This is a genomic window from Pseudomonas sp. SDO5532_S415 (assembly GCF_054071155.1).
This window is the reverse complement of record NZ_JBSVWS010000008.1, coordinates 55,552-81,849: the sequence shown is the minus strand read 5'-3', so window position 1 is coordinate 81,849 and position 26,298 is coordinate 55,552. Positions and strand designations below refer to the sequence as shown.

The window sequence follows — 26,298 nt, the reverse complement described above, 5'->3', positions numbered from 1 at the left end:
GGATCACCGTGAAACCTGTGGGAGCGAGCCTGCTCGCGAAAGCGTCATACCAGACAACACAACTCTTGAGGTTTTAATTCACCACCGCATCCGTACCCCCAGGCTGCCAATCACCCCGTTCAAGTCATTGTCGTCCACATCACTGCTGTAATCGGCACTGACATACAGGCTGACGGCTGGCGTCACCCGGGCGACCAGGCCCAGGCCGACTTCGACCGTCGAGGAATATCGGCTGCTGCTGATCTTGTCGACCTGATCGAGGGTCACGGTATTACCGGTGTACACGGTGTGCCACAAATTGGTCCGCACATAGGGTTCGACGCCCAGGCCATTGATGTCGTAACTACCTTTCAATTTGGCGCCGACCCGGCCGCTCCACGACGTCAGGTCGCTGGAGGAGGCGTTGCCTGACCCCGCATAGGGCGTATCCAGGGTGATCCGCTGGTTGATCAATTGCGCCTGGGGTTCGACCACCCAGTTTTCGCTGATGCCGATCGGGAAGCCACCTTCCACCGACAGCGTCACCGCGCTGCCTTCGGCGGCCTGGCGGACGCCTTGTTCGTTGCGACTGAAGCCGTTGACGCGGCCACCGCTGGCCGACAGGTCGACGTGCCAGCCTTGCGGGCCGGTCAGGCTGTAATAGGCGCCGAGGCTTTCGCCTTGCAGGTTCAGGGTGTCGGTGTGCGGGTCGGACTGGCCGCGGTTGGTCAGCAGGCCATGGCTGTTGCCTTGAATCTGGCTGGTGCCGCCAATCAGCCCGACCCGTTGGGTGTGGCCGCTGTTGCTGTGCAGGGTCAGGATCGCCGGGCCTTTGAGATCGCCGGAGCCGGCATTGGTGAATCCCTGGGTCAGGGCGTCGGTTTGTGCCTGGCGGGAGGGTTGTCCATAAATCTGATCCCAGGCGTAGGGTGTCGCGTCTTCGGTGGTGAAGTGGCTACTTCGCAGGTCGGGGGCAGGGCTGAATCGGCCGGGGTACGGGGTGGCGAGAGCGGGCAGGGTGAGCACCGGGATGTCCTGGCGGTACCAGGGGGTTGTTTCTTGCTCGGCCGGTGAGGCCTGCACTTCCATGGAGGAGCACAGCAGGAGTGAACTCGAGACAGTGCAAAAAGTGATTTTGATCTCTTGTTGGGTGAGTGAGGTTTTCATGGCGGGCTACCTTGCAATCGCGTGCCGTACATGCCTTGGCGTCTCTCCTACCCCGAGCGAGGGGCGACCGAATGTAAGGAGGCAAGCCGGGGGCCGCCCGTGTTCTCGGGTGTCTTGGGGGCTTGCCCCTGATAGTGTTTCCGGGGGTAGTACGGTGAAGTCAAGAAGACCCCAGCCACTGCGTCAAGAAAATGGCCGATAAGTGGTATGGGTATTTCAGGTCTTATAAGTGACTGATTTACGGCGCATCCCTAAGTTCTTGTTTAATGGTGGAAACGTCAAAAAAAGGTGCGGGCTAGAGCGGTTGCTCGGTATTACCAACTGATCCTTACACCCACAGTCGCGGCCGTTCCACGCTGCTGATTGCTGTCTAAATTGCTGCTGTAACCGACATTGGCGTAAACGCTGATGTTTTTGGCGAGCGTCAGGTCGGCGCCAATGCCCAGTTCGGCCCAGGAAGATTTTTGCTGGGTGTCGATATCGGTGACACCGGCAAAAGTGACCGTGTCGGTGGCGGATAAGCTGCGCCACAGATTAGCACGCAGCCAGGGTTGCAGCGGCAGGCCGCCGGCGTTGTAACGACCCTTGAGTCGCGCGCCGATTCGCCCGGTCCAGGCCGGGTCCGAATCGAAAGACACTCGGGAAATGCCGTCGTCCTGGCTGTCGAGCGTGACCTTCTGGTGGATGATTTGCGCTTGTGGCTCGATGTCCCAGTTGTCGGTAATTGCAATTGGATAACCGGCCTCTGCTGAAAGTGTGAGGGCATGCCCCTTGTTGTCGAGTTTGAGGCCTCGGTCGGAGCGGCTCTCACCGTCGAGCCAGGTGTACATCGCTACCAGATCGACGTACCAACTCATGGGATCTATCAGGGTCCAGTACAGGCCGAGGTTTTTGCCTTCAAGTTCCACTTTGCCGGCACGTTTATTTTGATAACCCTGATTGAATCCATCGACATCACCGTTTAATCGGCTGTCGCCGACGAATAAACCTGTTCGCTGGGTTTGCCCACCGGAAGTTTGTGAGCTGTATAAATCATTGCCCACCAGATACCCTTTTATCGAGCCGTCGAACCGTGGCGTAACGGTGCCGGCCCAGGTCTGATCGAAGTCCTTGCCGTAGACCCGGCCCCAGCCCGCACCCAATGAACCGGTTTCTGTCAGCAGGCGTTGATCGCCCTGGCGATCATGGAAAGTGCCGAGGGCCGTCAGGGCCAGTTTCGCGGCGGCGGGTGGCAATACCGACCAGACGGGCACTTCCGGGCGGTACAACGGAATTGGCGCAGCACCGGGTGGGGGCGTTGGCAATGACGGGCTGCCGGGAGCGGCCACCGGTGCCGCGACCAGAGGCACCAGAATCGGCGGCAAGGTTGGATCGGGGTTGGGGACCGAGACCAGCGGGGCGGCCACGACCGCAGAGCGCAGGTACCAGCGGTTTTCGCTGCCGGGGGTGATGCCGCCTTTGTACAAGGCGTACTGGAAGGCGCCTGCCTCCACCGGAGCCTTGAGCGTAAAGGCGTCGTTGTTGCTGATTGCCGTGCCTTGGGCATCGACCACCATAATGCCGTTCTGCTGGGTTTGCGCGCCGCTGCCACCCACATTGCTGACGCTGATCGAAGTGGTACGGGTCAATGTCCCGTCGATGACCACCAGCTTGTCACTGGGTGAACCATCACCGCCCAGTTCGGTTTGCACAAACAGCTGTCCGTCTTTGCCCACGTAGTCGCCATGGACTGTCAGCGTGTCGTTGGTGCGGGTATTGCCGCTGCTCAGGTCGATGGTCCCGGCGTTGTTCAGCATGACGCGCTGGCCGGCGGTGAAGGGCATGATGCTGCCTTGAGTCGATGTCACGGTACTGCTGCTATCGACATTGAACACACCCGTGCCGCTGGCGCGGTCACCCAGCACAAGGTTGCCATCGAGGTCGAACCGGGCGCCGTTTTTCAGATTGGCCGTTTCCCAATTGGAGTAACGGGCGGCCCCTGAAGTGGTGGTCTGATCGAGGTTCAACACATCGTTGTCATCGCCACCGTTGAGTCTCTGAGTCTGGGCGAGGATACTTTCGTCGAGATTGCGCAGGGTCGCCGTGTCATCGCCGCCTTCCATCAGGATTGCCGAGTGCAGAATGCCTCCTTTTTCCCAAAGGAAGGTGTCGTTGCCGACGCTGGTACGGATCTCGCCGACGACCTCGCCTCCGGTCACCGTGATGCTGTCGTTGCCGCCGCTGACGCTGATGTTGCCGCCGATCTTGCCGCCGGACACGATGATGGTGTCGGTGCCGAAACCGGTCACAACGTTACCATCGACATCACCGCCGGATATGTCGAACAGATTGTTGTCGAGTTTCATGTCAACCCGACCGATTCTGCCCCCGGTCATTTTGGCGGTGTCGCCGTCTTCGAAAGCTGTCTTGATCCAGCCCTCGGTCATCAGGAAGAAGTCGCGGCTGTCGCCTTGGGCCAGGGACTGAATCGTCCCACCGTTCATGATGAAGTCATCGACGCCCTTACCCTGTTGGACAGGCCCGGTAATTTCCCCGGCACGAATGATCAGCTTGTCAGCCCCGTCACTTTGATCGAGCGCCCCGACAATGCGCCCGGAATTCATGTAGACCTCGTCATTACCGCCTCCAAACACCACGTTGCCATTGATCGTGCCGGTGCCATTGGTGGGCAAGCTGAGTTTGTTATTGCCCGCCAAATCAGTCAGCGGTCCACTGCTACCGCTGTCACAGACATGATTGTCATTACCGGCGGTGGGTGTGAGGGTACAGGCCGCTTGTACCGGTTGCGGCCAACCGATGCACAGCCAGATTGAAACGGCGCAGGCGCTGTAACGGTACTTGGGCAGATGGCTGGAAAAATTCATGCTCGTCTCCGCTTGGGATTCGGCGACTGAGTTGCCACTTGTCAAAAATGGCAAGGCTTCAGACACCCTCGGCAGCGCGAGTTGCGAGACGGCATCGGGACAGCAATGACCCGTAATCAAAAAACTTCAGCAACGACGGCTACTGTAAGTCGCATGTCCGTGCGCTCAGGTAATACGGACGTGTGCAACGTAGCAATAGTTTTTTGGCGTCGCTACTGTCAGAAGTAACAGGTTTAACGATTCAGTTGACGGTTCTTGATGTTTTTCGACATGACGGGCACGGGTTCACAGGCGTACTTCCACGGCCAATGGCAAATGATCAGACAGGTGCGTCCAGGGTTTAGTCCCGAGGATCTGCGGTTCATGGCTACTGGCATTGCGCAGGTAAATGCGATCCAGGCGCAGCAGCGGAAACCGCGCCGGGTAGGTTTTCGCCGGGCGACCGTGGTGGCGTTCGAAGGCTTCGTGCAGGTAGTCGCCACGGGCGAGGGCGGCGTTGCCTTGCAGTTGCCAGTCGTTGAAGTCGCCGGCGATGATCACCGGTGCGTGGTCGGGCAGGGATTCGAGCAGTTGGCAGAGCAACTGCAATTGAAGTTGGCGATGGCTTTCCAGTAGGCTCAGATGCACACAGATCGCATGGACTTCGGCGTGACCCGGTACGTCCAGGACGCAATGCAGCAGCCCGCGTCGTTCGGGGCCGGTGATGGAAACATCGAGGTTGCGGTATTCGCGGATCGGGTATTTGGACAGCAACGCGTTGCCGTGGTGACCGTCCGGGTAGACCGCATTGCGGCCGTAGGCGAAGTCGCTCCACATGCTGTCCGCCAGGAACTCGTATTGCGAAGTCGAAGGCCAATCGTTGTAACGCGAGGAGTGACGATCGTGTTCGCCCACCACTTCTTGCAAAAACACCAGATCCGCCGAGGTGCTGCGCACCGCTTCGCGCAATTCCGGCAGGATGAAACGCCGGTTGAGGGCGGTGAAGCCCTTGTGGGTGTTGACGGTCAGCACACGCAATCGATGAATGGCCGGCGTTTGGTTCAACGTCGCTGACTCGACCGTCTGCGGCTTGGAGGTACTGGTCACTTTCACTCCTCTGAATCGAAGCTGGCTTATGCATGCGACTGATGTGGAGGCGGGCAGTTCAGTCTGGATGATTTCGGCGCCGCATCGATTAAATGTGGGAGCCTGCTCGCCAAAGCGCTGGGTCAGTCAGCATCGGTGTTGGATGTGCCGTCGTCTTCGCGAGCAGGCTCGCTCCCACACTGGTTTTGTGTCGTGCACAAAATCAAATTCAACAAATATGCCCTGTGGGAGCGAGCCTGCTCGCGAAGAGTCCCTCACATCCAACATCGATGGCGAATGACCCAGCGCTTTCGCGAGCAGGCTCGCTCCCACCGTTCAGACGAAGACGATTTCATAAGGTAGCCGCATCCGCTCCAGCAGTATCCGTGGCAACAGCGGGGCGATGCCGATGGCCGGCTCGCCGTCCAGCTGACTGGCGTAGGCATGGGTCGCATGGCTTTTGCGCGCCACGGTCCAGGTGTCCAGGCGTACCTTGCGCGCGCGGTGCCAGGGGATCAGGCCATGATCGCGCGTCGGCCAGTGCCAGGCCCAGACCGGTACTTCATTGAAGTCGGCGCCGGCGATGGCGGCGGCGTTGGCGCTGGCACGGCCGACGGCGTCGTGATCGCTGTTGCCGTCTTCGGACCAGGTGCTGAACACCACATCGCCGGGCCGTAGATAGCGTGCAATGAACCGCGTCAATTGCTGTTCATGCTCGGCCAGGGCGTTGTCGGTGAAGCCGCCGCGAATCCACTTCAGGCTGTGCATCGGCAACCCGAGCCGGCGCAAGGCTTCGACGCTTTCCTGGGCGCGGAACACGCTGAGGCGTTTCTCCGACCACTGCTGCGACCCCGGGTGGCTCGCGCTGCCGTCAGTGATCGAAATCAATTGCAGCGGATGGCCCATGCTGCTGAGCAGCTGCAGCAGGCCGCCGCAGGTCACCACTTCATCGCCGGGATGCGGGGCAATCACCACGGCGCGGGCGCCGGGCGGGACCAGGGTTTGCGTGTTGATGACCGGGATGTTGTCCAGTTGCGGGGCACTGTTCCAGATCTGTGCCGACTGGCTGTTTTCGAGGAGAGAGAGCGGTTTCATGGCTACGTCCTTGTTCTCGTTGATAGCAATTGGCCGCGTTCCGAACCCTGGAATCGCCGCGAGCAGAGTATTGCTCATGTAGCGCTATTCGTCGCCTCGATGTTCCAGACGGTACGTTTTTCTGTCCGGATTGTTTCGAGTCTTCCCTATTCCTGTGGCGAGCGAGCTGGCTCCGGGCGGCGTTCCGACGTTGGGCTGCGCAGCGACCCCAAAAATCTGACAACCATTGCGATTTTTGTGAGTGCTACGCACTCAAACGGGAGCGAGCTCCCTCGCCACAGGTTTTAACTCAACTCAGCTCACTCCTCTTCCTCATGCTGCAATTCGAACAGCAGTAACGAACGGCCCGTGACCGAGTATTCGTGGCCGAACTCGAAGCGCTCCTGACCGCGGATCGACGGTTGATTGGTGTCGATCATGCAGGTCCAGAAACCGCCGTCGGGCACTTCCGGCAGCAGGAAGTTGACGATGTCGTGGTAAGCATTGACCACCAGCAACAGCGTGGCGTCGGCACCCTTGCGGCGGATGCCGGTTTCCTGGGCGCGGCCGTCGAGCAGCATGCCCAGGCAGCGATTGTGCGCATCGTGCCAATGCTCGGTGGTCATCTCGCTGCCGTCCGCGGCCAGCCAGGTGACGTCCTTGACGCCGATGTCCTCGTTGTAATTGCCCACCAGGAAGCGCCCGCGGCGCAGGATCGGGTAGGCCAGGCGCAACTTGATCAGGCGTTTGACGAACTTGAGCAGGGCCTTGCCGTCTTCACTGAGGTCCCAGTTGACCCAGCCGATCTCGCTGTCCTGGCAATAGGCATTGTTGTTGCCGTCCTGGGTGCGGGCGAATTCATCGCCGGCCACCAGCATCGGCGTGCCCTGAGCCAGCAACAGGGTGGCGAAGAAGTTGCGCATCTGCCGCAGCCGCAACTCGTTGATTTCCGGGTCGTCGGTAGGACCTTCGACGCCGTGGTTCCATGACAGGTTGTTGTTGCTGCCGTCCTGGTTGTTTTCGTCGTTGGCTTCGTTGTGTTTATCGTTGTATGACACCAGGTCGTTGAGGGTGAAGCCGTCATGGGCGGTGATGAAGTTCACCGAGGAATAGGGGCGTCGACCACGCTGATTGAACATCTCGCCCGAAGCGGTCATGCGGCTGGCAAAGTCCGCCAGTTGCCCGTCGTCGCCTTTCCAGAAGGCGCGCACGGTGTCGCGGAACTTGTCGTTCCATTCCACCCAGCCGGGCGGAAATTTGCCGACTTGATAGCCACCGGGGCCGCAGTCCCAGGGTTCGGCGATCAGCTTGACTTGACGCAGCACCGGGTCCTGGCGGCAGGCCACAAGGAAACTGTGGCGCTCGTCGAAGCCATCGTGATAACGCCCCAGGATGGTCGCCAGATCGAAACGGAATCCGTCCACGTGCATTTCCGAGGCCCAATAGCGCAGGGAGTCGGTGACCATTTGCAGCACGCAGGGGTGGCTCAGGTCCAAAGTATTGCCGGTGCCGGAATCGTTGATATAGAAGCGCTTGTCATCGGGCATCAGGCGATAGTAGGAGGCGTTGTCGATGCCGCGCATGGACAGGGTGGGACCTTGCTCATTACCCTCGGCGGTGTGGTTGTAGACCACGTCGAGGATCACTTCCAGGTTGGCTTCGTGCAGGTGCGCGACCATTTCCTTGAACTCGGCAATCTTGCCGCTGGCCAGGTAGCGCGGGTCGGGGGCGAAAAAGGCGATGCTGTTGTAACCCCAGTAATTGGTCATGCCTTTGTGCAGCAGGTGCTGGTCATTGACGAAGGCATGGATCGGCAGCAACTCCACGGTGGACACGCCGAGCTTGCGGATGTGTTCGAGCACGTCGTCGACCATCAATCCGGCGAAAGTGCCGCGCACGTTCTCGGGGACGGAAGGGTGACGCATGCTGATGCCGCGCACGTGGGTCTCATAAATGATCGTCTTGTCCCACGGCACGCTGACCCGGTGGTCGTGGCCCCAGGTGTGTGCCGGGTCGATGACTTTGCATTTGGGCACGAAGGGTGCACTGTCGCGTTCGTCGAAACTGAGGTCGGCGTCGGGGTGGCCGATGGTGTAGCCGAACAGTGCCTCGGACCATTTCAGCTTACCCACCAGTTGTTTGGCGTAGGGATCGATCAGCAGCTTATTGGGATTGAAGCGATGACCGTTGGCCGGGTCGTACGGGCCGTACACGCGGTAGCCGTAGATCAGCCCCGGATGGGCATCGGGCAAATAGCCGTGGTAGATCTCGTCGGTGTATTCCGGCAGTTCGATGCGTTCAAGCTCCACTTCCCCGGCATCGTCGAAGATGCACAGTTCGACACGGGTGGCATTGGCGGAAAACAGGGCGAAATTGACCCCAAGACCGTCCCAGGTCGCACCCAATGGAAAGGGCAGGCCTTCTCGGATGCGCGATGGCTCTTGAGGTGTCGGCGTGTCTTTCTTTGGACGGGTCATAAGTGCTCCTGCAAAGGGGATACAACGGCGCAGTCAAAATGTGGGAGCGAGCTTGCTCGCGAAAGCGTCGTGTCAGTCGACACCAATGTTGGCTGTGACTCCGTCTTCGCGAGCAGGCTCGCTCCCACAGGGGGTATATGCCCGACGAGCGCCTGCGTGGTGGCGAGAAGACTCGCCACAAGGTCATTAAGGACCAACGCGACGGGTCAGACCGCAGGCGGTTTACGCGCGGCGCGAGGCTTTTTTTCTGCGGCTTTCTCGCCCGGTGGAATCACCTTGGAGGCAGCGGCAGGTTTGGCCTTGGCTTTGGTTTTTGGCTCAGCCTTGCCATTGAGCGATTTGCCGGCAGCAGGCTTGCTGGCCGCCGTTTTGCTCCCTGCGGCCTTGGGTGATTTTTTCGGCGCCAGGGCTTCGGCTTCGGCCAGTTTGCGCGCCATCTCCCAATGCCGGGCTTCCTGGCCCTCGGGTTTACCTTCCGACTCCCAGATCTGATAGGCAAACTCGCGGATGCGTTTATCGTCGGTACTCATCGCAATGCTCCTGACTCAACTCAAGTGTGGGTAGTTTGAATAATGAGATTGACCGGGAAATCCCCCAGCGCGGCGCTGATCGTCAGCTCCCTGTGTTTTGTGACTGCGACGCTCGAAAAAAGTCCCTTGAGATTTTCCTCGGCGGTCGCAAACGGCAAATGGACCCGCGTATCGCCCCATTGCAGCGCGCTCACCTTCGGTTCGGCACTGTTTTCCAGCAGCGACGCGCAGCGGATCGGCACGATCACGATGGCCCGTTTCCCTTCATGTTCTCGAACAAATCCCAGTACCCGATGCGCCTGGCTGCCGAGTACTTCGAGCGGCTGGTAAGTGCCCCGTCGAAACAGTTCCGGGTACTCGGCGCGCAGGCTCAATGTGTGCGCAATCAAGGTCTGCTTGATGCGCCCGTCACGCCAGTTCGCCAGCAGATCAGCAAGCTCCACCGATTGCTGCAAGGCCTGTTGGCGGCTGGGGTAATCCACCGGCCGGCGGTTGTCCGGATCGACCAGGGAAAAGTCCCAGAAGTCATTGCCCTGATAGAGGTCCGGCACCCCTGGCACGGTCATGCGCAGCAAGGTTTGCGCCAAACCGTTGAGTGCGCCGGGGACGGCGATGGCTTGCGCGGCTTTGCCCAGGGCCGAGCGCAGCAGCTCGCCTTCCGGTGTCAGCAGCAGGCCCTGGACAAACGCCTGGGTCGCTTGTTCGTAGGGGTCGTTTGGCGCGCTCCAGCTACTTTGCAACTTGGCTTCGCGCAGGGCTTTGCGTTGCCACTGCCAAAGTCGCTTGGCGTAGTCCTCCAGCGCGGGCTGATCATCGCTGCGCAAATCCAGCGGCCAGCTGCCGAGGATCGCTTGATACAGGATCAACTCGTCGGCCGGAGATGGCGATTGATCATCAAAGCGCAGGGGCCGGGCGAGGGCACGCCACAGGCCGATCTGGTCGGCGTACCAGCTGCTGCGTTCGCTCAAAACCGCCAGGCGCGCGCGGGTGTCTTCGCCACGTTTGTGATCGTGGGTGGCGGTGGCCAGCAGGTTGTCCGGGAACTCGGCCAGGCGTTGGGCGCACGCGGTGTGAAAGTCGGCGATCGGTGCACTGAACTGTTCGGTGCTGAATCCGACGTCATTACGCGACAGCTGCACGGCCGAGCGATAGAACGCGGTGTCTTCCACCGCTTTGGCCGCCGCCGGTGAAGTCAGCTGCTGAAAGCGCACGCAGGCATGCTTGAGCCGCTTGCGCACCCGTCCTGCCGGGCGTTTGCGCCAGGGCTCGCCACCCAGCCAGCCGGCCAGGCAGTCGAGCACCGGCCAATCCGCCTCGCTGAGGGTTTGCCGCGCACCGTCCATGGCATGCTGGAAAAACGCTTCGTCCTGGATCGAACGGCCGAGGGGGCTGATGTAGGTGCGGTACACCGGAAAATGCACGATCAGCGCCTGCAACGCGCGACGGATCGCGCCAAGGGTCAGGTCGCGGGTCATCAGGTCTTCCCGGGCCACTTGGAGCAGGGCCTGGGCGACGCTTTCAAAATCCCCGGCCAAAGAACCGTTGAGGATCTGCTGGCGCGCCAATTGCGCTTCCTGGCTGAAATCGGCCGGACGCTCGCTGTAGCGCTGCCAGAGTTCACCCAGGGTTTTTTCGCCCTCGGGAGCGTGTTGCAGCAGCGACAACTGGTTCATGAATTCGTAGCCGGTGGTGCCGTCCACCGACCAGTCGCGGTGCAGGGTTTCACCTTCGCCGAGGATCTTCTCGACATAGATCGGCAGGTGCCGGCCCGGTGCCAGGCGGTCGACCCGCCGTCGCAATTTGCGGCAGTAACCCCGAGGGTCGGCGAGGCCGTCGATGTGGTCGATGCGCAGGCCATCGATCAGGCCGTGTGCCACCAACTGGAAGATCTTCGCGTGGGTTGCCTCGAACACCGCCGGGCGTTCCACCCGCAGCCCACCCAGTTCGTTGATATCGAAAAAACGCCGCCAGTTGATGTCGTCCGCGGCGGTGCGCCAACTGGCGAGACGATAGCTCTGGCGTTCCAGCAGACTGTGCAGGTTTTGCAAGCCTTCAGGGGTCAGTGAGTCGTAACTTTTCAGATTGTGTTCGATGGCCTGGCGTATTTGCGGATCGCTGGCCAGTTCGCGCAGTTCGTCTTTCAGGGGCATCGCCAGACTGTGCGCATCCGTCTGATAGCTCAGCGTGCTGAAACGGTCGGCCAGTGACTTGAGTGGTTCGGCATCGGTCTTGAGCAGTTCGCCGTAATGGCTGGGGCAGATCGGGAAGTGATGGTCGTAATGCTCGACGTGAAAGGCGCCGCGCAGCGCATCGAAACGCAGGGGTAAGGTGCCATCCTGCAGTGCGATGCCGTAGTCGCTGCCCAGAAATGGCAACAGCAGTTGGCCTTCCATCAACGGGTCGGGTGAATGCCACTGTATGTCGAAGAATTCGCCATAGGGGCTCAGTCGCCCCCATTCGAGCAGGTCCAGCCACCAGGGGTTGTCGCTGCCGCCGACGGCCATGTGGTTGGAAACGATATCGAGGACCAGCCCCATGTTCTGGCTGCGCAATGCACTGACCAGGCGGTGCAACGCCGCTTCGCCACCCAATTCCGGGTTGACCGTGGTCGGATCGACCACGTCGTAGCCATGCATGGAGCCGGCACGGGCACTCAGCAGCGGCGAGGCATACACGTGACTGATGCCGAGGCGGGCGAAGTACGGCACCAGTGGAACCGCATCATCGAGGGTAAAACCTTTATGGAACTGCAGGCGCAGGGTGGCTCGCAGCGGTTGCATTGGCTTTTCGGTCATTGGTCACGCTCGGCCGCCTGAAGCCTTGCGCAAGCAAGCAGTTCCAGGCGTCGGGCCGCGTCGGGTTCATCGAGCAGGGTTTCGCTATATCCCGGCAAGCGTCGCGACCAATTGGGGTGGGTATCGATGGTCCCGGGCAGGTTGGCCTGTTGTTCGATACCCAGGGCATCTTCCAGCGGCAGCAACACCAGCGGCGCGCGGGTATGGCCAAGGAAACGCACGCTGGCGTCAAGCACCTGGTCGGTCTCATGGGATTCTTCGCGGAAGTTCTGCGGGTCCTGGCTCAATGTGCGGCGCAGGCCTTCGCGTTCCCGTTCACGGTGGTGGCGCCACTCGATTTCAGTGTTGGCGTCGATCAGGCCCAAGCGGGCATTCCAGTCGATATCACGGCCATGCCACCAGCCATTGAGGGTCGGCAAATCATGGGTGCTGGTGGTCGCCAGGGCGTTGTCCGGCCAGTCGAGGATCGGCTTGAAGTGGGTGTTGTCCTGCTCGAACAACAACACCCGCATGCCGAGCATCGAACGGGCGATGAGTTTTTCCCGCAGGCCGTCCGGCACGGTGCCGAGGTCTTCACCGAGCACGATGGCCTGGTGGCGATGGGACTCGAGGGTCAGCAGGCGCAGCAGGTCGTCCACCGGGTAATAGAGGTAAGCGCCATCGGCGGGCGGTGCACCATTGGGGATCACCCACAAGCGTTGCAGTCCCATGACGTGATCGATGCGCAGGCCACCGGCGTGTGCAAAATTGGCGCGCAGCATTTCGATGAAGGCGCGAAAACCGTTGCGCACCAGGCCTTCGGGGGAAAATGCGGAAATCCCCCAGCCCTGGCCGCTGCGGTTGAGAATGTCCGGTGGCGCGCCGACGGTGAGGGACGCGAGCAGTTCGTCCTGACGGCTCCAGGCCTGACTACCGCCGCCGTCGGCACCGACGGCCAGGTCGGCAATCAGGCCGATGCTCATGCCGCCGCTGCGTGCAGCGGCTTGTGCGCGTTCCAGGCAACGGCTGATCAGCCACTGGCAGAACGCGAAGAAGCCGATGCGTCCGGCATTTTCTTCGGCGAATTCGGCCAGGGCCATACTGCGCGGGTTACGCCATTGTTCGGGCCAGTGCCGCCAGTCAAGGTCTTCGCCCTTGGCGGCGCGCGCCTCTTGAATGGCTTCGAACCGGCAGTGGTTTTCCAGGGCTTCGCCTCCGGCGTGGCGGAAGCTGCTGAAGTCGGCGTGCAACGGGTGTTCACCCTGGACGAAGCCGTCATACAGCGCTTCCAACAGCCGATGCTTGGCTTCGGCGGCGGCCGGCCAGTCGATCAGCGGCAGGTTTTCCAGATGCCGCAATTCGTCAGCCAGGCCGGTGGCGTCGATGGCGGCGCGTAATGCACGTTCGCCAAGGATTGCGCCGGGCGCGCAGTACAGGCTGTTGAGGAACAAGCGACTGGACGGCGAATAGGGGCTGTAGCGTTGGCCGTCGCTGGCGAACATGGCGTGCAGCGGACTGATCGCCAGCGCTTCGGCACCACGTTCACCCGCGACCCTGGCCAGGTCTTCCAGGGCCTGGGTATCGCCGAACCCGCCATCGCCGGCGCGGCGCAAAGCGTACAGCTGCGCGCTCAGGCCCCAGGCGCGAGGCGTCGGGTTCTCAACGGCATCGCCCACGCTGTAGCAGCGCTCAGGCGCCACGGCCAGGGTGAAGGTTTGCCCTTCGATGCTGACCTGCTGGTAACCGACCGGAATCAACCCGGGCAGCGTCGCCTCGGCGTCCAGTTTGAGGGTGAGTACCGAACCGTCTTCGAGGTGAATCTCGCACGGCGTTTGCGGTTCGAAGTAATGCGCCAGGCTGAGCCCGACACCGGCGTCGGCGGTGAGCAACGGCGGCAGGTGACGGGTCTGTTGCACCTCTTGCAATTCGAGCAGGCTGGCGTCGATTTCCTGTGCGCTGCCGGCCGGGTGGCCGAGCCCGGTCAGGACATTTCGCAACACCGAAGGGGCGACTTTTTGCGGGCGACCATTGGCGTCGATCCAGTCCACTGCCAGACCGGCATGGCCCGCCAGTATTTCAAGCTGCGCATCGCTCATTGAGGCTCTCCATCCGGGGGTAGCAAAGGGGCTGCGGCCTTGAGGGTGACTAGCGCGCAATACGGGGCAAGCGTGCCCTGGTCCAACAGGCCGAAGGCGTTTGGAGGATGCTCGAACAACAGCACCGCATCGGCCTGTGGGGTGTGGACCACCGGCGTGTTGCCGAGGTTCAGGTCAATGCGCAACAGACTGCCGTCACCCAGCAACCAGCGTGCCGAGACCGCGCCGTCGGCCAGCCTTTCGGCACCCAATGCCTGGGCGCCCGGCAGGCGCGGGATGATCTGCTGATGGCGAATCTGCAAGAGCCGGCGATACAGATCGTGAATGGCCGAAGCGCCGCCGGCGCTCAGCGAAGGCCGGGACGCTTCGAAGGTTTCTGGTGCGTTTGGATCGGGAATCTGTTCGCGTTTGTGTGGATCGGCAAATGCACTGAATGCGGCAAACTCGTTGCGCCGTCCTTCGCGCACCAGCCGGGCCAGCTCGCCATGGTGGCTGGTGAAAAACAGGAACGGCTGCTCGGCGGCAAACTCGTCGCCCATGAACAGCAGCGGAATCATCGGCGACAGCAGTAACAGCGCGGTGGCGGCTTTCAAGGCATCGGGATGGGCCAATTGATGCAGGCGCTCTCCAAAGGCGCGGTTGCCGATCTGGTCGTGGTTCTGCAAAAACAGAATGAAGGCGCTGGGCGGCAAATGCCCGCTGGGTTCTCCACGGGGTTTGCCATGGCGATTGATATGACCTTGAAACACGAAACCCTGGCTCAGGCAGCGGGCCAGTTGTTCGGTGGGGTTATGCGCATAGTCGGCGTAGTAGGCGTCGGTTTCACCGGTCAACAGTACGTGCAGGGCGTTATGGCCATCGTCATTCCACTGCGCGTCGTAACCTTGCTCCAGCAGGCTGGCCTGATTGTGTTCGTTTTCCAGCATCAGCCAGACGTGACGCGGCGGGTCGACCTGCTGGCGTACCCGTTGCGCCAGTTCCTTAAGAAAGTCCGGGTCTTCGATGGCATGCACGGCATCCAGGCGCAAGCCGTCAAAGCGATACTCCAGCAACCACATCAAGGCGTTGTCGATGAAGAAGTCGCGCACCTCGCGTCGGCGGAAGTCGATGGCCGCTCCCCAAGGTGTGTGTTTGTCTTCATTGAAGAAGCCTTTGGCGTAGCGGTGCAGGTAGTTGCCGTCCGGGCCGAAGTGGTTGTAGACCACGTCGAGAATCACCGCCAGGCCGTGTCCATGGGCGGTGTCGATGAGATGCTTGAGTTGTTCGGGCGAGCCGTAGGATGCCTGGGGCGCGTAGGGCAGGACCCCGTCGTAGCCCCAGTTGCGTTCGCCGGGAAATTGCGCCACGGGCATCAGTTCGATCGCGGTGATCCCCAGTTCAACCAGGCGCGCCAGATGCTGCTCGACGGCCTGGAAGCCGCCGAGCGCACCGACGTGCAACTCGTATATCACCGCCTCGTTCCACGGACGGCCCTGCCAGGTGCTGTGTTGCCAACAGTAGGCATGGGGATCGACCACCACGCTGCGCTGGTCGATATCCCCGCCCTGGGCGCGGGAGGCCGGGTCCGGCACCTCCAGTTCGCCGTCGATGCTATAGCGGTAACCCGTGCCTGCCGGGCAGCGGGTGTTGATCACGAACCAGCCGTCAGCCTGAGGCAGCAACGGCAAGGACTGTCCATTTTCCAGTTCGACACTGACGTAGAACGCATCTGGCGCCCACAACGCGAATTGCGTGTGTTCAGCGTCCAGCATGATTGCGCCGTGGGGCCAGGTCTCAAGGGTCCGTAACGGCATCTTGAAAGCCTCTTACTGTTTGTTCGATTTCCCCAGGGCTTTAGCCACAAGCTGTTCGTAGAGTTCGGCGTAGGGTTCGACCGCCTGGCACCAGTTGAAAGGCTGGGTCATGGCCCGGCAGCGCATGGCGTTCAGCAGGTCGGGGAAGGCAAACACATGGAACGCTCGGCTCAGGGCCTCCTGATAACTCTCCACCGTGGATTCGTCGAACAGGAAACCGGTCACGCCGTTCTCGATGGTGTCGGCCAGGCCGCCGGTATTGCGCGCCACCGGCAACGAGCCGAAACGCTGGGCATACATCTGGCTCAGGCCGCAGGGTTCATAGCGCGAAGGCATCAACAGGAAGTCGCTGCCGGCAAACATGCGGCGGGCATCGGTTTCGTTGAACCCGATGCGTACACCGATCTGCCCGGGAAAGCGCAGGGCCAGTTCGCGCATGGCTTGTTCTTCTTCTGGCTCGCCACGACCGATGATCGCGATCTGCCCGCCGGATTTGACGATGTATTCGGAAACCGCTTCGGTCAGATCCAGGCCTTTCTGGTAGACCAGTCGCGACACCACGGCAAACAGCGGGCCTTCGGAGTCATCGAGGCCGAACAACTGACGCACGTGGGCGGCATTGACCGCCTTGCCTTCCCAGTCGCCGATGCCGAAGGGACGGAACAGGTGCGTATCGGTGGCGGCGTCCCAGCTTTCATCGATGCCGTTGGGAATGCCGCTGAGCAGGCCTTGCTGGGTCTTGGCGGCAAGAAATCCGTCGAGACCGCAGCCGAACGCCGGGGTGGTGATCTCCTGGGCGTAGGTGGCGCTGACCGTGGTGATATGGCTGGAATAGGCCATGCCCGCCTTGAGGAACGACATCTTGCCGTAGAACTCCATGCCTTCCTGTTGCAGCGCGTGATGGGGGATGCCCAGTTCAGGGCACGAACCCAGGCTGGTCACACCTTGATAAGCCAGGTTATGGATGGTGAACAAAGTTGGCGTGCGCTGCCCGCGCCAGTGCATGTAGGCGGGCGCCAGACCGGCGGGCCAGTCATGGGCGTGCACCAGGTCCGGGCACCAGTGAATTTGTGCGAGGTTGGCGGCGATATCGGCTGCGGCCAGGCCCAGGCGGGCGAAGCGAATGTGGTTATCCGGCCAGTCGCGGCCATTGTTGGCGCCGTAGGGAGAACCTTCGCGCTCGTAGAGTTCAGGGCAGATCAACACGTAAATGACCAGGCCATCGGGCATGTCCATGCGCCCGATCTTGCAGGGTGGCAGCGCGGCATGCCCGCCCAGTTCACCAATGATGTGAATCGGGTTTTCGCTGTGCAGCACCTGCGGGTAACCGGGAATCAGCACCCGCACGTCGTGCAGATGGGTCATGGCCCGTGGGAGGGCGGCGGAAACGTCACCCAGTCCGCCGGTTTTCACCAGGTCGGCAATCTCCGATGTGACGAACAACACTTTTTTCCGATTGGGATTCTGTTTGGCCACCGGGCTCAGCGTCCTGGTGCCGGTAACGTTGATCGACTGGGCAGCGGGAGCACTTACGGCGCTCGATTCGCCGACATGCTGATGAGCACGTTCTCCCTGAACATCTAAAACCGCACTGATCATATGAATCTCCCGTGTTGTTGATCTAATTCTTAGCTCTGGCAAACGGTATTTCATTGGCCAAACATCCTGTGGCCGGGCGCAAAAGCGCTGCACATCGGTGAGCAAGCGCTGCCCAATGCGCTGAAGCAGTTTGGGTGGAGTAGCCATTGCAAGGATTGCACCAGTCGCAACGCACCTTCCTTTCAGTCGACCGACCACGAACGGCAAAAGTTTCGATTATTTTTCCGCTTTGTGACCGACCGGTTTCGCCCCGCGAAAGTGAGCCTAGACCAGAACTTAGAGCGGTAAAGCCCGGATGGCAAAATTGTTCGACAATCGGTTTAAAGAGGTACGGACGTGCCGGATTACGAGGCTTGCGCACCGACGAAGGGCAGGTTTTTTTGTGAAATCGGATGAAAATGAAGCAGAACTGTCACATCAGTGTGCGTGGGTGAACAGTTTGTTTGCACCATTGCGGTGCATGGTTTTGGTTGTGCGGTGTATGTTCTGGCCTCTTCGCGAGCAGGCTCGCTCCCACAGGGGATCTCTGTCGGCCCCTAAACCTGTGTCCAGAGAAGATCCATTGTGGGAGCGAGCCTGCTCGCGAATGAACGAAAACGCGGAGTCAGTTCAGCAATCGAATCGGCTCACCTTCGGACCAGGCCCGTATATCTTCAATCATCTGTGAAAAGAACAGCTGGTAGTTCTGCTGGCTGACATACCCCACATGCGGCGTCGCCAGTACATTCTCCAGGGTCCGGAACGGATGATGAGGCGGCAACGGCTCGACATCGAACACATCCAGCGCCGCACCCGCCAGGCGTCGTTTCTGCAAGGCCTTGATCAGCGCAGCCTCATCGACAATCGGCCCGCGCGCGGTATTGACCAGCAGTGCCGTGGGTTTCATCCAGCCCAACGCCTCGGCATCCACCAGTCCTCGGGAGCGGTCGCTGAGAACCAGATGCACCGACAATACGTCAGCCTGCTCGAACAGCTCCTGCTTGCTGACATAAGTCACGCCCACTTGCGCAGCTCGCTCCGCGGTGAGGTTTTCGCTCCAGGCAATCACGCGCATCCCGAACACCTGACCGAACTGTGCCACTCGCTGACCGATGCTGCCCAGGCCGAGGATCGCCAGGGTCTTGCCATGCAGATCGCCCCCCAGGCCTTGCTGCCACTTGCCGTCGCGCAATGCGTTGGCTTCGGCCACCAGGTTGCGGGTCGCGGCCATGATCAAGGCCCAGGTCAGTTCGGGCGCTGCGTGTTTGTAGCTGTCGGTGCCGCACACCTGAATACCCAGGGCGGCAGCGGCCTTGAAGTCGAGCGCAGCGTTGCGCATGCCGCCGGTCACCAGCAGCTTGAGGTTGGGCAAGCGGCGCAGTAGATCCTCATCGAACCGGGTGCGTTCGCGCATCACGCAGATCACTTCAAAGGCTTCCAGGCGCTGCGCCAGGCTTTCACTGTCGGCCGGGTAGTCGTGGATGAAACTCACCTGGCCGATGTCCTCCAGCAGGGACCAGTCGACCACGTTTCGGGCCACGTCCTGCCAATCGTCAATCACCGCAATCTGCACCGCCATCAGCCTTACCTCATTAACGCACGGGGTTGGTTTTGTTCAGCCAGTCAAGCAACGCCTTGTGAAACTCCGCCGGCTCTTCCATTTGTGGTGCGTGGCCCATGCCGGGGAATTCCACCAGGGTCGACTGGGGGATCAGTTTGGCCACTTGTTTGCCGAGAACGTCGTAGTGGCCGAGTTTCGCCTTGACCTCCGGGGAGGCGATATCACTGCCGATGGCCGTGGTATCGGACGTACCGATCAGCAACAGCGTCGGCATCTTCAGGTTCTGGAATTCGTAGTACACCGGCTGGGTGAAGATCATGTCGTAGATCAGGGCCGAATTCCACGCGACTTGCGTATGCCCCGGGCCTTTGTTCAGGCCGGCGAGCATGTCCACCCAGCGGTCGAACTCAGGCTTCCAGCGTCCGCCGTAATAGGTGTTGCGTTCGTAGTTGCGGATCCCTTCGGCCGTGAGCTTCAGCTCGCGCTCGTACCATTGATCCACCGTGCGATAAGGTACGCCGAGGGCTTTCCAGTCCTCCAGGCCGATAGGGTTGACCAGGGCCAGTTGTTCGACCTGTTCGGGGTATTGCAAGGCATAGCGAGTGGCGAGCATGCCGCCGGTGGAGTGGCCGAGCAGGGTGGCTTTCTGGATGCCGAGGGCCTTGAGCAATTGCTGGGTGTTGTTCGCCAGTTGCTGGAAGCTGTATTGATAGTGGTCCGGCTTGCTGGAAGTGCAAAAGCCGATCTGATCCGGGGCGATGACCCGGTAACCGGCGTCGCTCAGGGCCTTGATCGAGGTTTCCCAGGTCGCGCCGCAGAAGTTCTTGCCATGCATCAGCACCACGCTGCGCCCGTTGGCCTTGCCATGGGCGGCGACGTCCATGTACCCCATCTGCAGGGATTTACCCTGGGACTCGAAGGCGAAATGCTTGACCGTGTAGGGGTACTCGAAACCTTGCAGTTCGGGGCCATATGCCGGGGCCTCGGCGTGAGCGATGACGGGCAGGGCGGCGGTCAGCAGCAGACCGGGCAGCCAGCGGGTGAGGGGCAAAGGCATGGGGGAGCTCCATTGGAAATCCGCCGATGCTGGATCGGCATGATTAGGGCGACATTAAACAGGCAATGGCCACGCCGGTTGGTTCAACCCATCCAGCCCACCGTGGCCAGGGCCAGCACCCCATAACGGGCACCTTTGGCCAGGGTCACGATCAGCAGGAAGCGCCCCAGCGGTTCGCGCATCACCCCGGCAACCAGGGTCAGCGGATCGCCGATCACCGGCAGCCAACTGAGCAGCAACGACCAATGACCATAGCGCTGATAATGGATTCGGGCTTTTTCCAGATGGGCAGGGCTGACCGGAAACCAGCGCCGGTCGCGGAAGCGCTCGATGGCACGCCCCAGCCACCAGTTCACCAGCGAGCCGAGGACATTGCCCAGTGTCGCCACCGCCAGCAGTGACCACAGCCAATACCGGTCGCTGAGCAACAGGCCGACCAGCACGGCTTCGGATTGCAGGGGCAGCAGTGTGGCGGCACCGAAGGCCGCCAGAAACAAACTGATGTAGGCGCCGAAGATCAATGGGCGGGGTAGTCCGCCACGATGACATCCGTGCCGTCCTTTTTCAGGCCGATCACTTGATAGGCATCGCTCATGCCGTCCATTTCCATGCCCGGTGATCCCATGGGCATGCCGGGTGCGGCCACGCCCAGAAGGTCATCGCGCTTGCTCAGGGCCAAAACCTGATCGGCCGGGACATGGCCTTCGACGAATTTGCCGTTGATCAAACCGGTGTGGCACGACGCCAGGCGCGGTGGCACGCCATGCGCTTGCTTGAACTGGCTCATGTTGGCTTCGACATGATCCTCGACCTTGAAACCGTTGGCCTCCAGGTGGCTGATCCATTTCTTGCAGCAGCCGCAATTGGCGTCGCGGTGAACTTCAATCGGGATCAGGTCGGCGGCCTGGACCAGGGAGGAAATGAACAGGGCGCTCAAGGCAGCCAGACGCAGAGGGGTTCGCATGTCGTGACGGGTCTCGGATTGCGGGCGAAAAAACGCATTTTGACCGGTTTTGCCGGCCATACCTTCAAGGTTTGTTTCGAATTACTACAAGCTCGGCAGCTTCATGATCTTAGATCAACGCTGTCAGTCAGATGAGGGCGACATTACAGATTTGTCAGTTATGTGTCCGAGGCATTGCCTCTGTGCGAGCAAGCCTGCTCGCAAAAAACGTTCGGGCAACGCGATCATTCGGTAGCCCGCGTTATCGTTGACGTCCATCGCGAGCAAGCTCAGCTTCTGCAGAAGATCCGGATTGCTATCGATGCGGGTAGTAACCCGGTCCGCCCCGGTCGTCGTAGTGACGGTCATGGTGCCAGCCACCGTGGGGGAAGACGATACAGCCGCTCAGGGAAAGCAGGGCCAGCAGGGGAATCAGCAGTGTGATTCGACGCAACATTTGAAAATCCTCATGGTTATCGCCGCAATGAAGCCAAAACGCTTCATCGGCTGTAACATGAGACCCTGTTTGCTGCGCCCCATCCCCGGAAAACGGTAGGGACTTGGCATGCGTGCGGATACAAAGCGGATACATTTTTTTCAGTTTCAGGCTTACATTCAGGAAAAGGCCCATGACCCAGTCGCAACGTTTGAAATATTCCCTTCTGATCGCCCTGGCCGTGCTGGGGATCATGTTTGGCCTGACTTATTTGCAGAACACCGGGGTTATCAGCGAAAAACTGTTCCAGTACATCGCCATTGGCGTGGCGGTGGTCGTGGTGGTCATCAATGGTGTGATGCGGCGCAAGGTCAAGCCCTGAGGTTTGATGTTCAGGTTCACCTTGGATTGAGTGAATATCCATGATTTTGGTGATGGCCGACTTAAGGTTCCGCCTTTACGGCGGGTCACTTTCGAAAAGCGCGAAAGTAACCAAAGCGCTCTGCCCCTTTCGTTCGGTGCCTCGCCGAGGCTCGGCATGCCCTCGCTCCGGTCCTGCTCCGTGGGCCCGCCGCCATCGGCCATCCATGGCCGGGGGCGGCTAACCCGGCATCCATGCCGGGTTGCCCACTGCGCAGAACCGGAACGAAGCCTCTCGAGGGGGCAAGCACCGCGAAAAGCCAAAGCGAGGCGGCCTGACAGCCGACCTGACTTTTGCCGATGCACCCGGTTCAACTGTGGGAGCGTTATCAGTGGTGCTGCAAAACCGCAGCAGCCCGCGGGTCCAGGCTGTAGCTTTTGTCTTCGTTGAGCACGATCACGCCTTCGCTGCACAGGCGTTTCAACACTTCGCGCACGCTCAGGAAGGACAGGGGAATATCCAGATCCAGCAAGTGACTGTGCACCCCGCGCACACCCAGGCTGCGGTCGTTTTCGGCGGCCGTCAGCAGGGCGTCGATGACTTTGAGACGAATCAGACTGGTTCGCAGGCCAAAGCTTTTGAGCAGGAAGCGAATCCGCTCGTTGCCGTGGCGCTCGGTACGCTGGTCGAAGACTCCGACCCCGATGGAAGTGCTCTTTGGCGTGTTGCTACCGTCCGTTGGCAGTTGCGAGTTGTACATTGCAAAAACTCCTTTTCAGAGCCTGATCAGGAAAAATGGGCGCTCTTGCCTAACAAGACGTATGAGCCACGCAAATCATGAAGACTTAAATGTAGAAATTTCGTCATCATGGCGTTAGCGGTCTGTAAGCCGCCGCTGGATCGCGGTCTTTTCTCCTAAATTTTTGCCGTTTGATTCGTCCCTGAAAGGATGCGCAGTGCGTGTCAGTACGCAGAACTGTGACCATCGTTTTTCGATCAGGAGCGAGTGTGATTATTTCCAGCCAGTTAACCAGGTTGAGCCTGGCAGGTGTGTTTCTGGGGCTGAGTCTTGCGGCGAACGCCCGCAGCCAGCCTGAGCAGGCCAGTGCCGATATCCGCCGGACCAGTTTCGGCGTGCCACATATTCGGGCCGAGAACGAGCGGGGGCTCGGTTACGGAACCGGCTATGCCTATGCTCAGGATAACCTGTGTTTGCTGGCCAATGAGATCGTCACGGTGAACGGTCAACGTTCGCGATTTTTCGGTCCGGATCAGTTCACGGTGGAAGAGCGCGAGAACCGGGTCAGCGATCTGTTTTTCACCTGGCTGAACACGCCCCAGGCCGTTGCCGGGTTCTGGCAGGCGCAACCCCCGGAGGTGCGCGCGCTGGTCGAGGGCTATGTGGCCGGATATAACCGGTCCCTGACAGAGCGTCGGACCCAGGGGCTGCCGCAGCAGTGCCAGGGCGATTGGGTGCGGGAAATCACCGCCGAGGATCTGGTCAAGCTGACCCGTCGCCTGCTGGTGGAAGGTGGCGTAGGTCAGTTTGCCGAAGCGCTGACGGGCGCCACACCACCGGTTGCCGCCACGACGAATGCCGGAAAACAGTCGGCGTTTCAGGTAGCCGACTCGCGTATGCAACGGTTTGCTCTCGACCGTGGCAGCAATGCCGTAGCGGTAGGCGGAGAGCGTTCCTTCAACGGGCGCGGCATGTTGCTGGCCAATCCGCACTTCCCGTGGGTCGGCGGCATGCGCTTTTATCAGATGCACCTGACCATTCCCGGCAAACTGGACGTGATGGGCGCTGCGTTGCCGGGGCTACCTTTGATCAACATTGGCTTCAACCAGCACCTGGCCTGGACCCACACCGTGGATTCGTCCAAGCATTTCACCCTGTACCGCCTGCAACTGGACCCCAAGGATTCGACCCGGTACCTGCTCGACGGCAAATCCTTGCCCATGCACAAACAGACGCTGACGGTTGACGTGAGGCAGCCGGACGGTTCGGTCAAGGCGGTTTCCCATGTGGTCTACAGCTCGCAGTTCGGCCCGATCGTGCAGTGGCCCGGGAAACTGGACTGGGACAATCAGTTCGCCTACAGCTTGCGCGACGCCAACCTGGATAACGACCGCGTATTGCAGCAGTGGTACGCCATGAACCGTGCCGACAACCTCAAGGAGTTTCAGGATTCGGTGCACAAGATCCAGGGTATTCCGTGGGTCAACACCCTGGCGGCAGACGATCAGGGGCAAACGCTGTACATGAACCTGTCGGTGGTGCCGAACGTCAGCGCCGAGAAGCTGGCACAGTGCAGCGACCCGCGCATTGGCTTGCAGATGATCGTTCTCGACGGCTCCAACAGCGCCTGCGCCTGGGACATCGACCCGCAGGCGGCGCAAAAGGGCATTTATGCCTCGGACAAGTTGCCGCAACTGCTGCGCAGGGACTTCGTGCAGCACTCCAATGATTCTGCGTGGATGGCCAACCCGGCACAGCCGCTGACCGGTTTTTCGCCATTGATCAGCCAGGACAGCCAGCCTTTGGGCTTGCGCTCGCGATTTGCCCTGGATCGCCTGAGGACACTGGCCAAGGCCGGCCCGCTCAAGGCAACGGATCTGCAACACATGGTGATGGATGATCAGGTATATCAGGCCGCGCAAGTCATGCCGGACCTGCTGCAATTCTGCGCGGCCGATCTGGGGGCCGATGGCAAAACCCTGGCGCCGCTGTGTGCCAGTCTCAAGGCCTGGGATCGCAAGGCGAATCTCGACAGTGGCCTGGGCTTCGTGCATTTCCAGAATGTCATGGAGCCTCTCGAACAGGCCCCTGATGTCTGGCGCGTGGCGTTTGATCCGAAAGACCCGCAACACACACCGCGTGGCCTGGCGGTCGACCGTCCTGAGGTGGCGCAGGCGTTGCGCCAGGCGATGCTGGCGTCGGTCGAGCAGGTCAATGCGTCAGGACTGAAGCCGAACAGCCGTTGGGGCGATATCCAGGTGGTCAGCAGCGGTGGCCGGCAAACGCCGATCCATGGCGGGCCGGGGACGCTGGGTGTGTATAACGCCATTCAGAGCGTGCCCAGAAGCGACGGCAAGCGCGAAGTCGTCAGTGGCACCAGCTACTTGCAGGTGGTGACCTTCGACGAAAAGGGACCGCAGGCTCACGGGGTGCTGGCATTCTCGCTGTCCAGTGATCCGGCGTCGAAACACGCCAATGACCAGACCCTGGCGTTTTCGAAGAAGCAACTAAGCGTGTTGCCGTTTACCGAGCAGCAGATCAAATCGGATCCGAACTATCAGGCGCAGACTATCCGCGAACAGGACGAAAAGGTGGTTGCGCAGTAAAATGACAGGTGTTTGAGCGATGCATGAAGGCCGCTCCCCGCAAGGGTGGCGGCCTTCAGCTTTTTGGAGTGCGCTGCGGAATCGAATTGAGGACCGGGTTGCCGTCCTTGTTGCGCGTCAGGTAGATCGGCAGCACCTTGGGCAGCGTTGCTACCAGGGTGTTGAGTTCCTTGATGTTGTAGATGCCGCCGATGCGGATCGCGCCGGTGCTGTTGTCGGCGACGACCAAGGGCGTTTCCAGGTAACGATTGATCAGCGGCAGCGCGTCGTTGAGCGCCAGATTGTCGAGTACCAGTTTGCCGCTGCGCCAGGCCAGCGAGTTGTCATTGTCGTAGGTCTGGCTGATCCGTGGAATGAAATCGCCATGGCCATAACTTGCCTGCATCGACGGACCCAGCCTCAAACCGTCCCCCGGCAAGTCATCGTTGCTGCTGACCAGCACCGAGCCTTCAATCAGGTTCACTTTCACCTGGTCTTCATACATCCAGACGTTGAACCGGGTCCCGGTCACCCGGATCTTGCCTTCGGCCGCCTTGACGATGAAGGGGTGGGCGGTGTCGTGGCTGACGCTGAAGAAGGCCTCGCCTTTTTCCAGGGTGACCTGACGACGATCCTTGTAGTTGCTGTAAGTCAGCTCGCTGCCCAGGTTCAGTTCGACCTGGCTGCCGTCCTTCAAGGTGACTTTGCGCACATTGTCGCTGGCCTCGAAGTGCTCATACGAATTGGGCAGCCACCCCAGGTTCCAGCCGCTATAGGCCGCCAACGGTAGCGCCAGCGCGCAGACAGCGGCGGCCATGCCGAAGGTGCGCCATGGGGTTTGCGGTTTCACTTGAACCAACGGCACCATGGCAGGCTCCGGGCGCGGCAGATCGCCCGCGACTTCCCAGATTTCCAACATCGCCTCGTACTCGAAGGCGTGCAACGGATGTGCATCCCGCCACTGCTCGAACGCCACGCGCTCTTGTGGCGTGCAGTCATCGGCGTGCAAGCGCATGCACCAGTGCGCAGCGGCATCGGTGATAGCGTCGTATTCGGCTTGTGAGAAAGGGCTGTCGGTCATTGACTCATCCTGATTTGCGCCATTCTAACCTTGAGGGCAGCCTGCGAGAACATCGATCATGGCAATTAAACATCAAAGTGCAGATTTTTTCGCGTGCGTGGGCGCAAAGGCAGCGCCCATGGGCAGCATTATCCGTAA

The 26,298-nt window shown here is 60.7% G+C and carries 19 protein-coding genes; 2 read left to right on the top strand and 17 right to left on the bottom strand.

The features are described 5' to 3' along the window. Positions 1-78 precede the first annotated feature (78 nt). The 15 genes from ACW9HW_RS04930 to ACW9HW_RS04860 form a co-directional block, all read right to left on the bottom strand. On the bottom strand, positions 79-1,146 hold the full coding sequence (locus tag ACW9HW_RS04930; RefSeq protein WP_457398755.1) for an autotransporter outer membrane beta-barrel domain-containing protein: 1,068 nt from the start codon (positions 1,144-1,146) through the stop codon (positions 79-81). A 314-nt stretch (positions 1,147-1,460) separates the two neighbouring features. Next, a complete protein-coding gene (locus tag ACW9HW_RS04925) occupies positions 1,461-4,010 on the bottom strand; it encodes an autotransporter family protein (RefSeq protein WP_457398753.1) in 2,550 nt (849 codons plus the stop codon). Positions 4,011-4,295: 285 nt separating this feature from the next. After that, a complete protein-coding gene (locus ACW9HW_RS04920; RefSeq protein WP_457398751.1) occupies positions 4,296-5,096 on the bottom strand; it encodes an endonuclease/exonuclease/phosphatase family protein in 801 nt (266 codons plus the stop codon). A gap of 315 nt (positions 5,097-5,411) precedes the next feature. After that, a complete protein-coding gene (locus tag ACW9HW_RS04915) occupies positions 5,412-6,170 on the bottom strand; it encodes a PIG-L deacetylase family protein (RefSeq protein WP_457398749.1) in 759 nt (252 codons plus the stop codon). A gap of 299 nt (positions 6,171-6,469) precedes the next feature. Then, the gene (gene glgX / locus ACW9HW_RS04910) at positions 6,470-8,626 is read right to left on the bottom strand and encodes a glycogen debranching protein GlgX (RefSeq protein WP_457398748.1); all 2,157 of its coding nucleotides are present in this window, start codon (positions 8,624-8,626) and stop codon (positions 6,470-6,472) included. Positions 8,627-8,832: 206 nt separating this feature from the next. Further along, entirely contained in the window at positions 8,833-9,156 is a 324-nt protein-coding gene (locus ACW9HW_RS04905; protein WP_095194127.1) for a DUF2934 domain-containing protein, read from the bottom strand. A 20-nt stretch (positions 9,157-9,176) separates the two neighbouring features. Next, positions 9,177-11,951 carry a malto-oligosyltrehalose synthase gene (locus ACW9HW_RS04900; RefSeq protein ID WP_457398746.1) on the bottom strand — a complete coding sequence of 925 codons (2,775 nt, stop codon included), beginning with the start codon at positions 11,949-11,951 and terminating at the stop codon, positions 9,177-9,179. Beyond that, entirely contained in the window at positions 11,948-14,026 is a 2,079-nt protein-coding gene (gene malQ, locus ACW9HW_RS04895; protein ID WP_457398745.1) for a 4-alpha-glucanotransferase, read from the bottom strand. The genes ACW9HW_RS04900 and malQ overlap by 4 nt, the downstream gene beginning before the upstream one ends. Further along, the gene (gene treZ, locus ACW9HW_RS04890) at positions 14,023-15,819 is read right to left on the bottom strand and encodes a malto-oligosyltrehalose trehalohydrolase (protein WP_457398743.1); all 1,797 of its coding nucleotides are present in this window, start codon (positions 15,817-15,819) and stop codon (positions 14,023-14,025) included. Before treZ ends, malQ begins: the two co-directional genes overlap by 4 nt. A gap of 12 nt (positions 15,820-15,831) precedes the next feature. Further along, positions 15,832-17,418, bottom strand: a complete 1,587-nt coding sequence (gene glgA, locus ACW9HW_RS04885) for a glycogen synthase GlgA (RefSeq protein WP_095194131.1) — start codon at positions 17,416-17,418, stop codon at positions 15,832-15,834. Positions 17,419-18,022: 604 nt separating this feature from the next. Next, entirely contained in the window at positions 18,023-18,976 is a 954-nt protein-coding gene (locus ACW9HW_RS04880; RefSeq protein WP_457398741.1) for a D-2-hydroxyacid dehydrogenase family protein, read from the bottom strand. A 13-nt stretch (positions 18,977-18,989) separates the two neighbouring features. Further along, the gene (locus ACW9HW_RS04875; RefSeq protein WP_457398740.1) at positions 18,990-20,015 is read right to left on the bottom strand and encodes an alpha/beta fold hydrolase; all 1,026 of its coding nucleotides are present in this window, start codon (positions 20,013-20,015) and stop codon (positions 18,990-18,992) included. Positions 20,016-20,098: 83 nt separating this feature from the next. Then, a complete protein-coding gene (locus tag ACW9HW_RS04870) occupies positions 20,099-20,533 on the bottom strand; it encodes a YqaA family protein (RefSeq protein ID WP_095194350.1) in 435 nt (144 codons plus the stop codon). Continuing rightward, the gene (locus ACW9HW_RS04865; protein ID WP_457398738.1) at positions 20,533-20,979 is read right to left on the bottom strand and encodes a DUF411 domain-containing protein; all 447 of its coding nucleotides are present in this window, start codon (positions 20,977-20,979) and stop codon (positions 20,533-20,535) included. The genes ACW9HW_RS04870 and ACW9HW_RS04865 overlap by 1 nt, the downstream gene beginning before the upstream one ends. Before the next feature lie 295 nt (positions 20,980-21,274). Continuing rightward, on the bottom strand, positions 21,275-21,415 hold the full coding sequence (locus ACW9HW_RS04860) for a hypothetical protein (protein ID WP_170948656.1): 141 nt from the start codon (positions 21,413-21,415) through the stop codon (positions 21,275-21,277). A gap of 172 nt (positions 21,416-21,587) precedes the next feature. Here ACW9HW_RS04860 and ACW9HW_RS04855 point away from each other — a divergent pair, with 172 nt between their 5' ends. Then, the gene (locus ACW9HW_RS04855) at positions 21,588-21,776 is read left to right on the top strand and encodes a hypothetical protein (RefSeq protein ID WP_095194134.1); all 189 of its coding nucleotides are present in this window, start codon (positions 21,588-21,590) and stop codon (positions 21,774-21,776) included. 367 nt (positions 21,777-22,143) lie between these two features. Here the strand turns inward: ACW9HW_RS04855 and ACW9HW_RS04850 are convergent, their stop codons facing one another. Continuing rightward, positions 22,144-22,515, bottom strand: coding sequence for a fe2+ zn2+ uptake regulation protein (locus ACW9HW_RS04850; protein ID WP_457398736.1), 372 nt, complete (start codon positions 22,513-22,515; stop codon positions 22,144-22,146). 248 nt (positions 22,516-22,763) lie between these two features. Here ACW9HW_RS04850 and pvdQ point away from each other — a divergent pair, with 248 nt between their 5' ends. Continuing rightward, entirely contained in the window at positions 22,764-25,100 is a 2,337-nt protein-coding gene (pvdQ, locus tag ACW9HW_RS04845; RefSeq protein WP_457398734.1) for a bifunctional acylase PvdQ, read from the top strand. A gap of 55 nt (positions 25,101-25,155) precedes the next feature. On the opposite strand, the gene ACW9HW_RS04840 is transcribed toward pvdQ, so the two are convergent. Further along, a complete protein-coding gene (locus tag ACW9HW_RS04840) occupies positions 25,156-26,160 on the bottom strand; it encodes a FecR family protein (protein WP_457398732.1) in 1,005 nt (334 codons plus the stop codon). Positions 26,161-26,298: the final 138 nt, after the last annotated feature.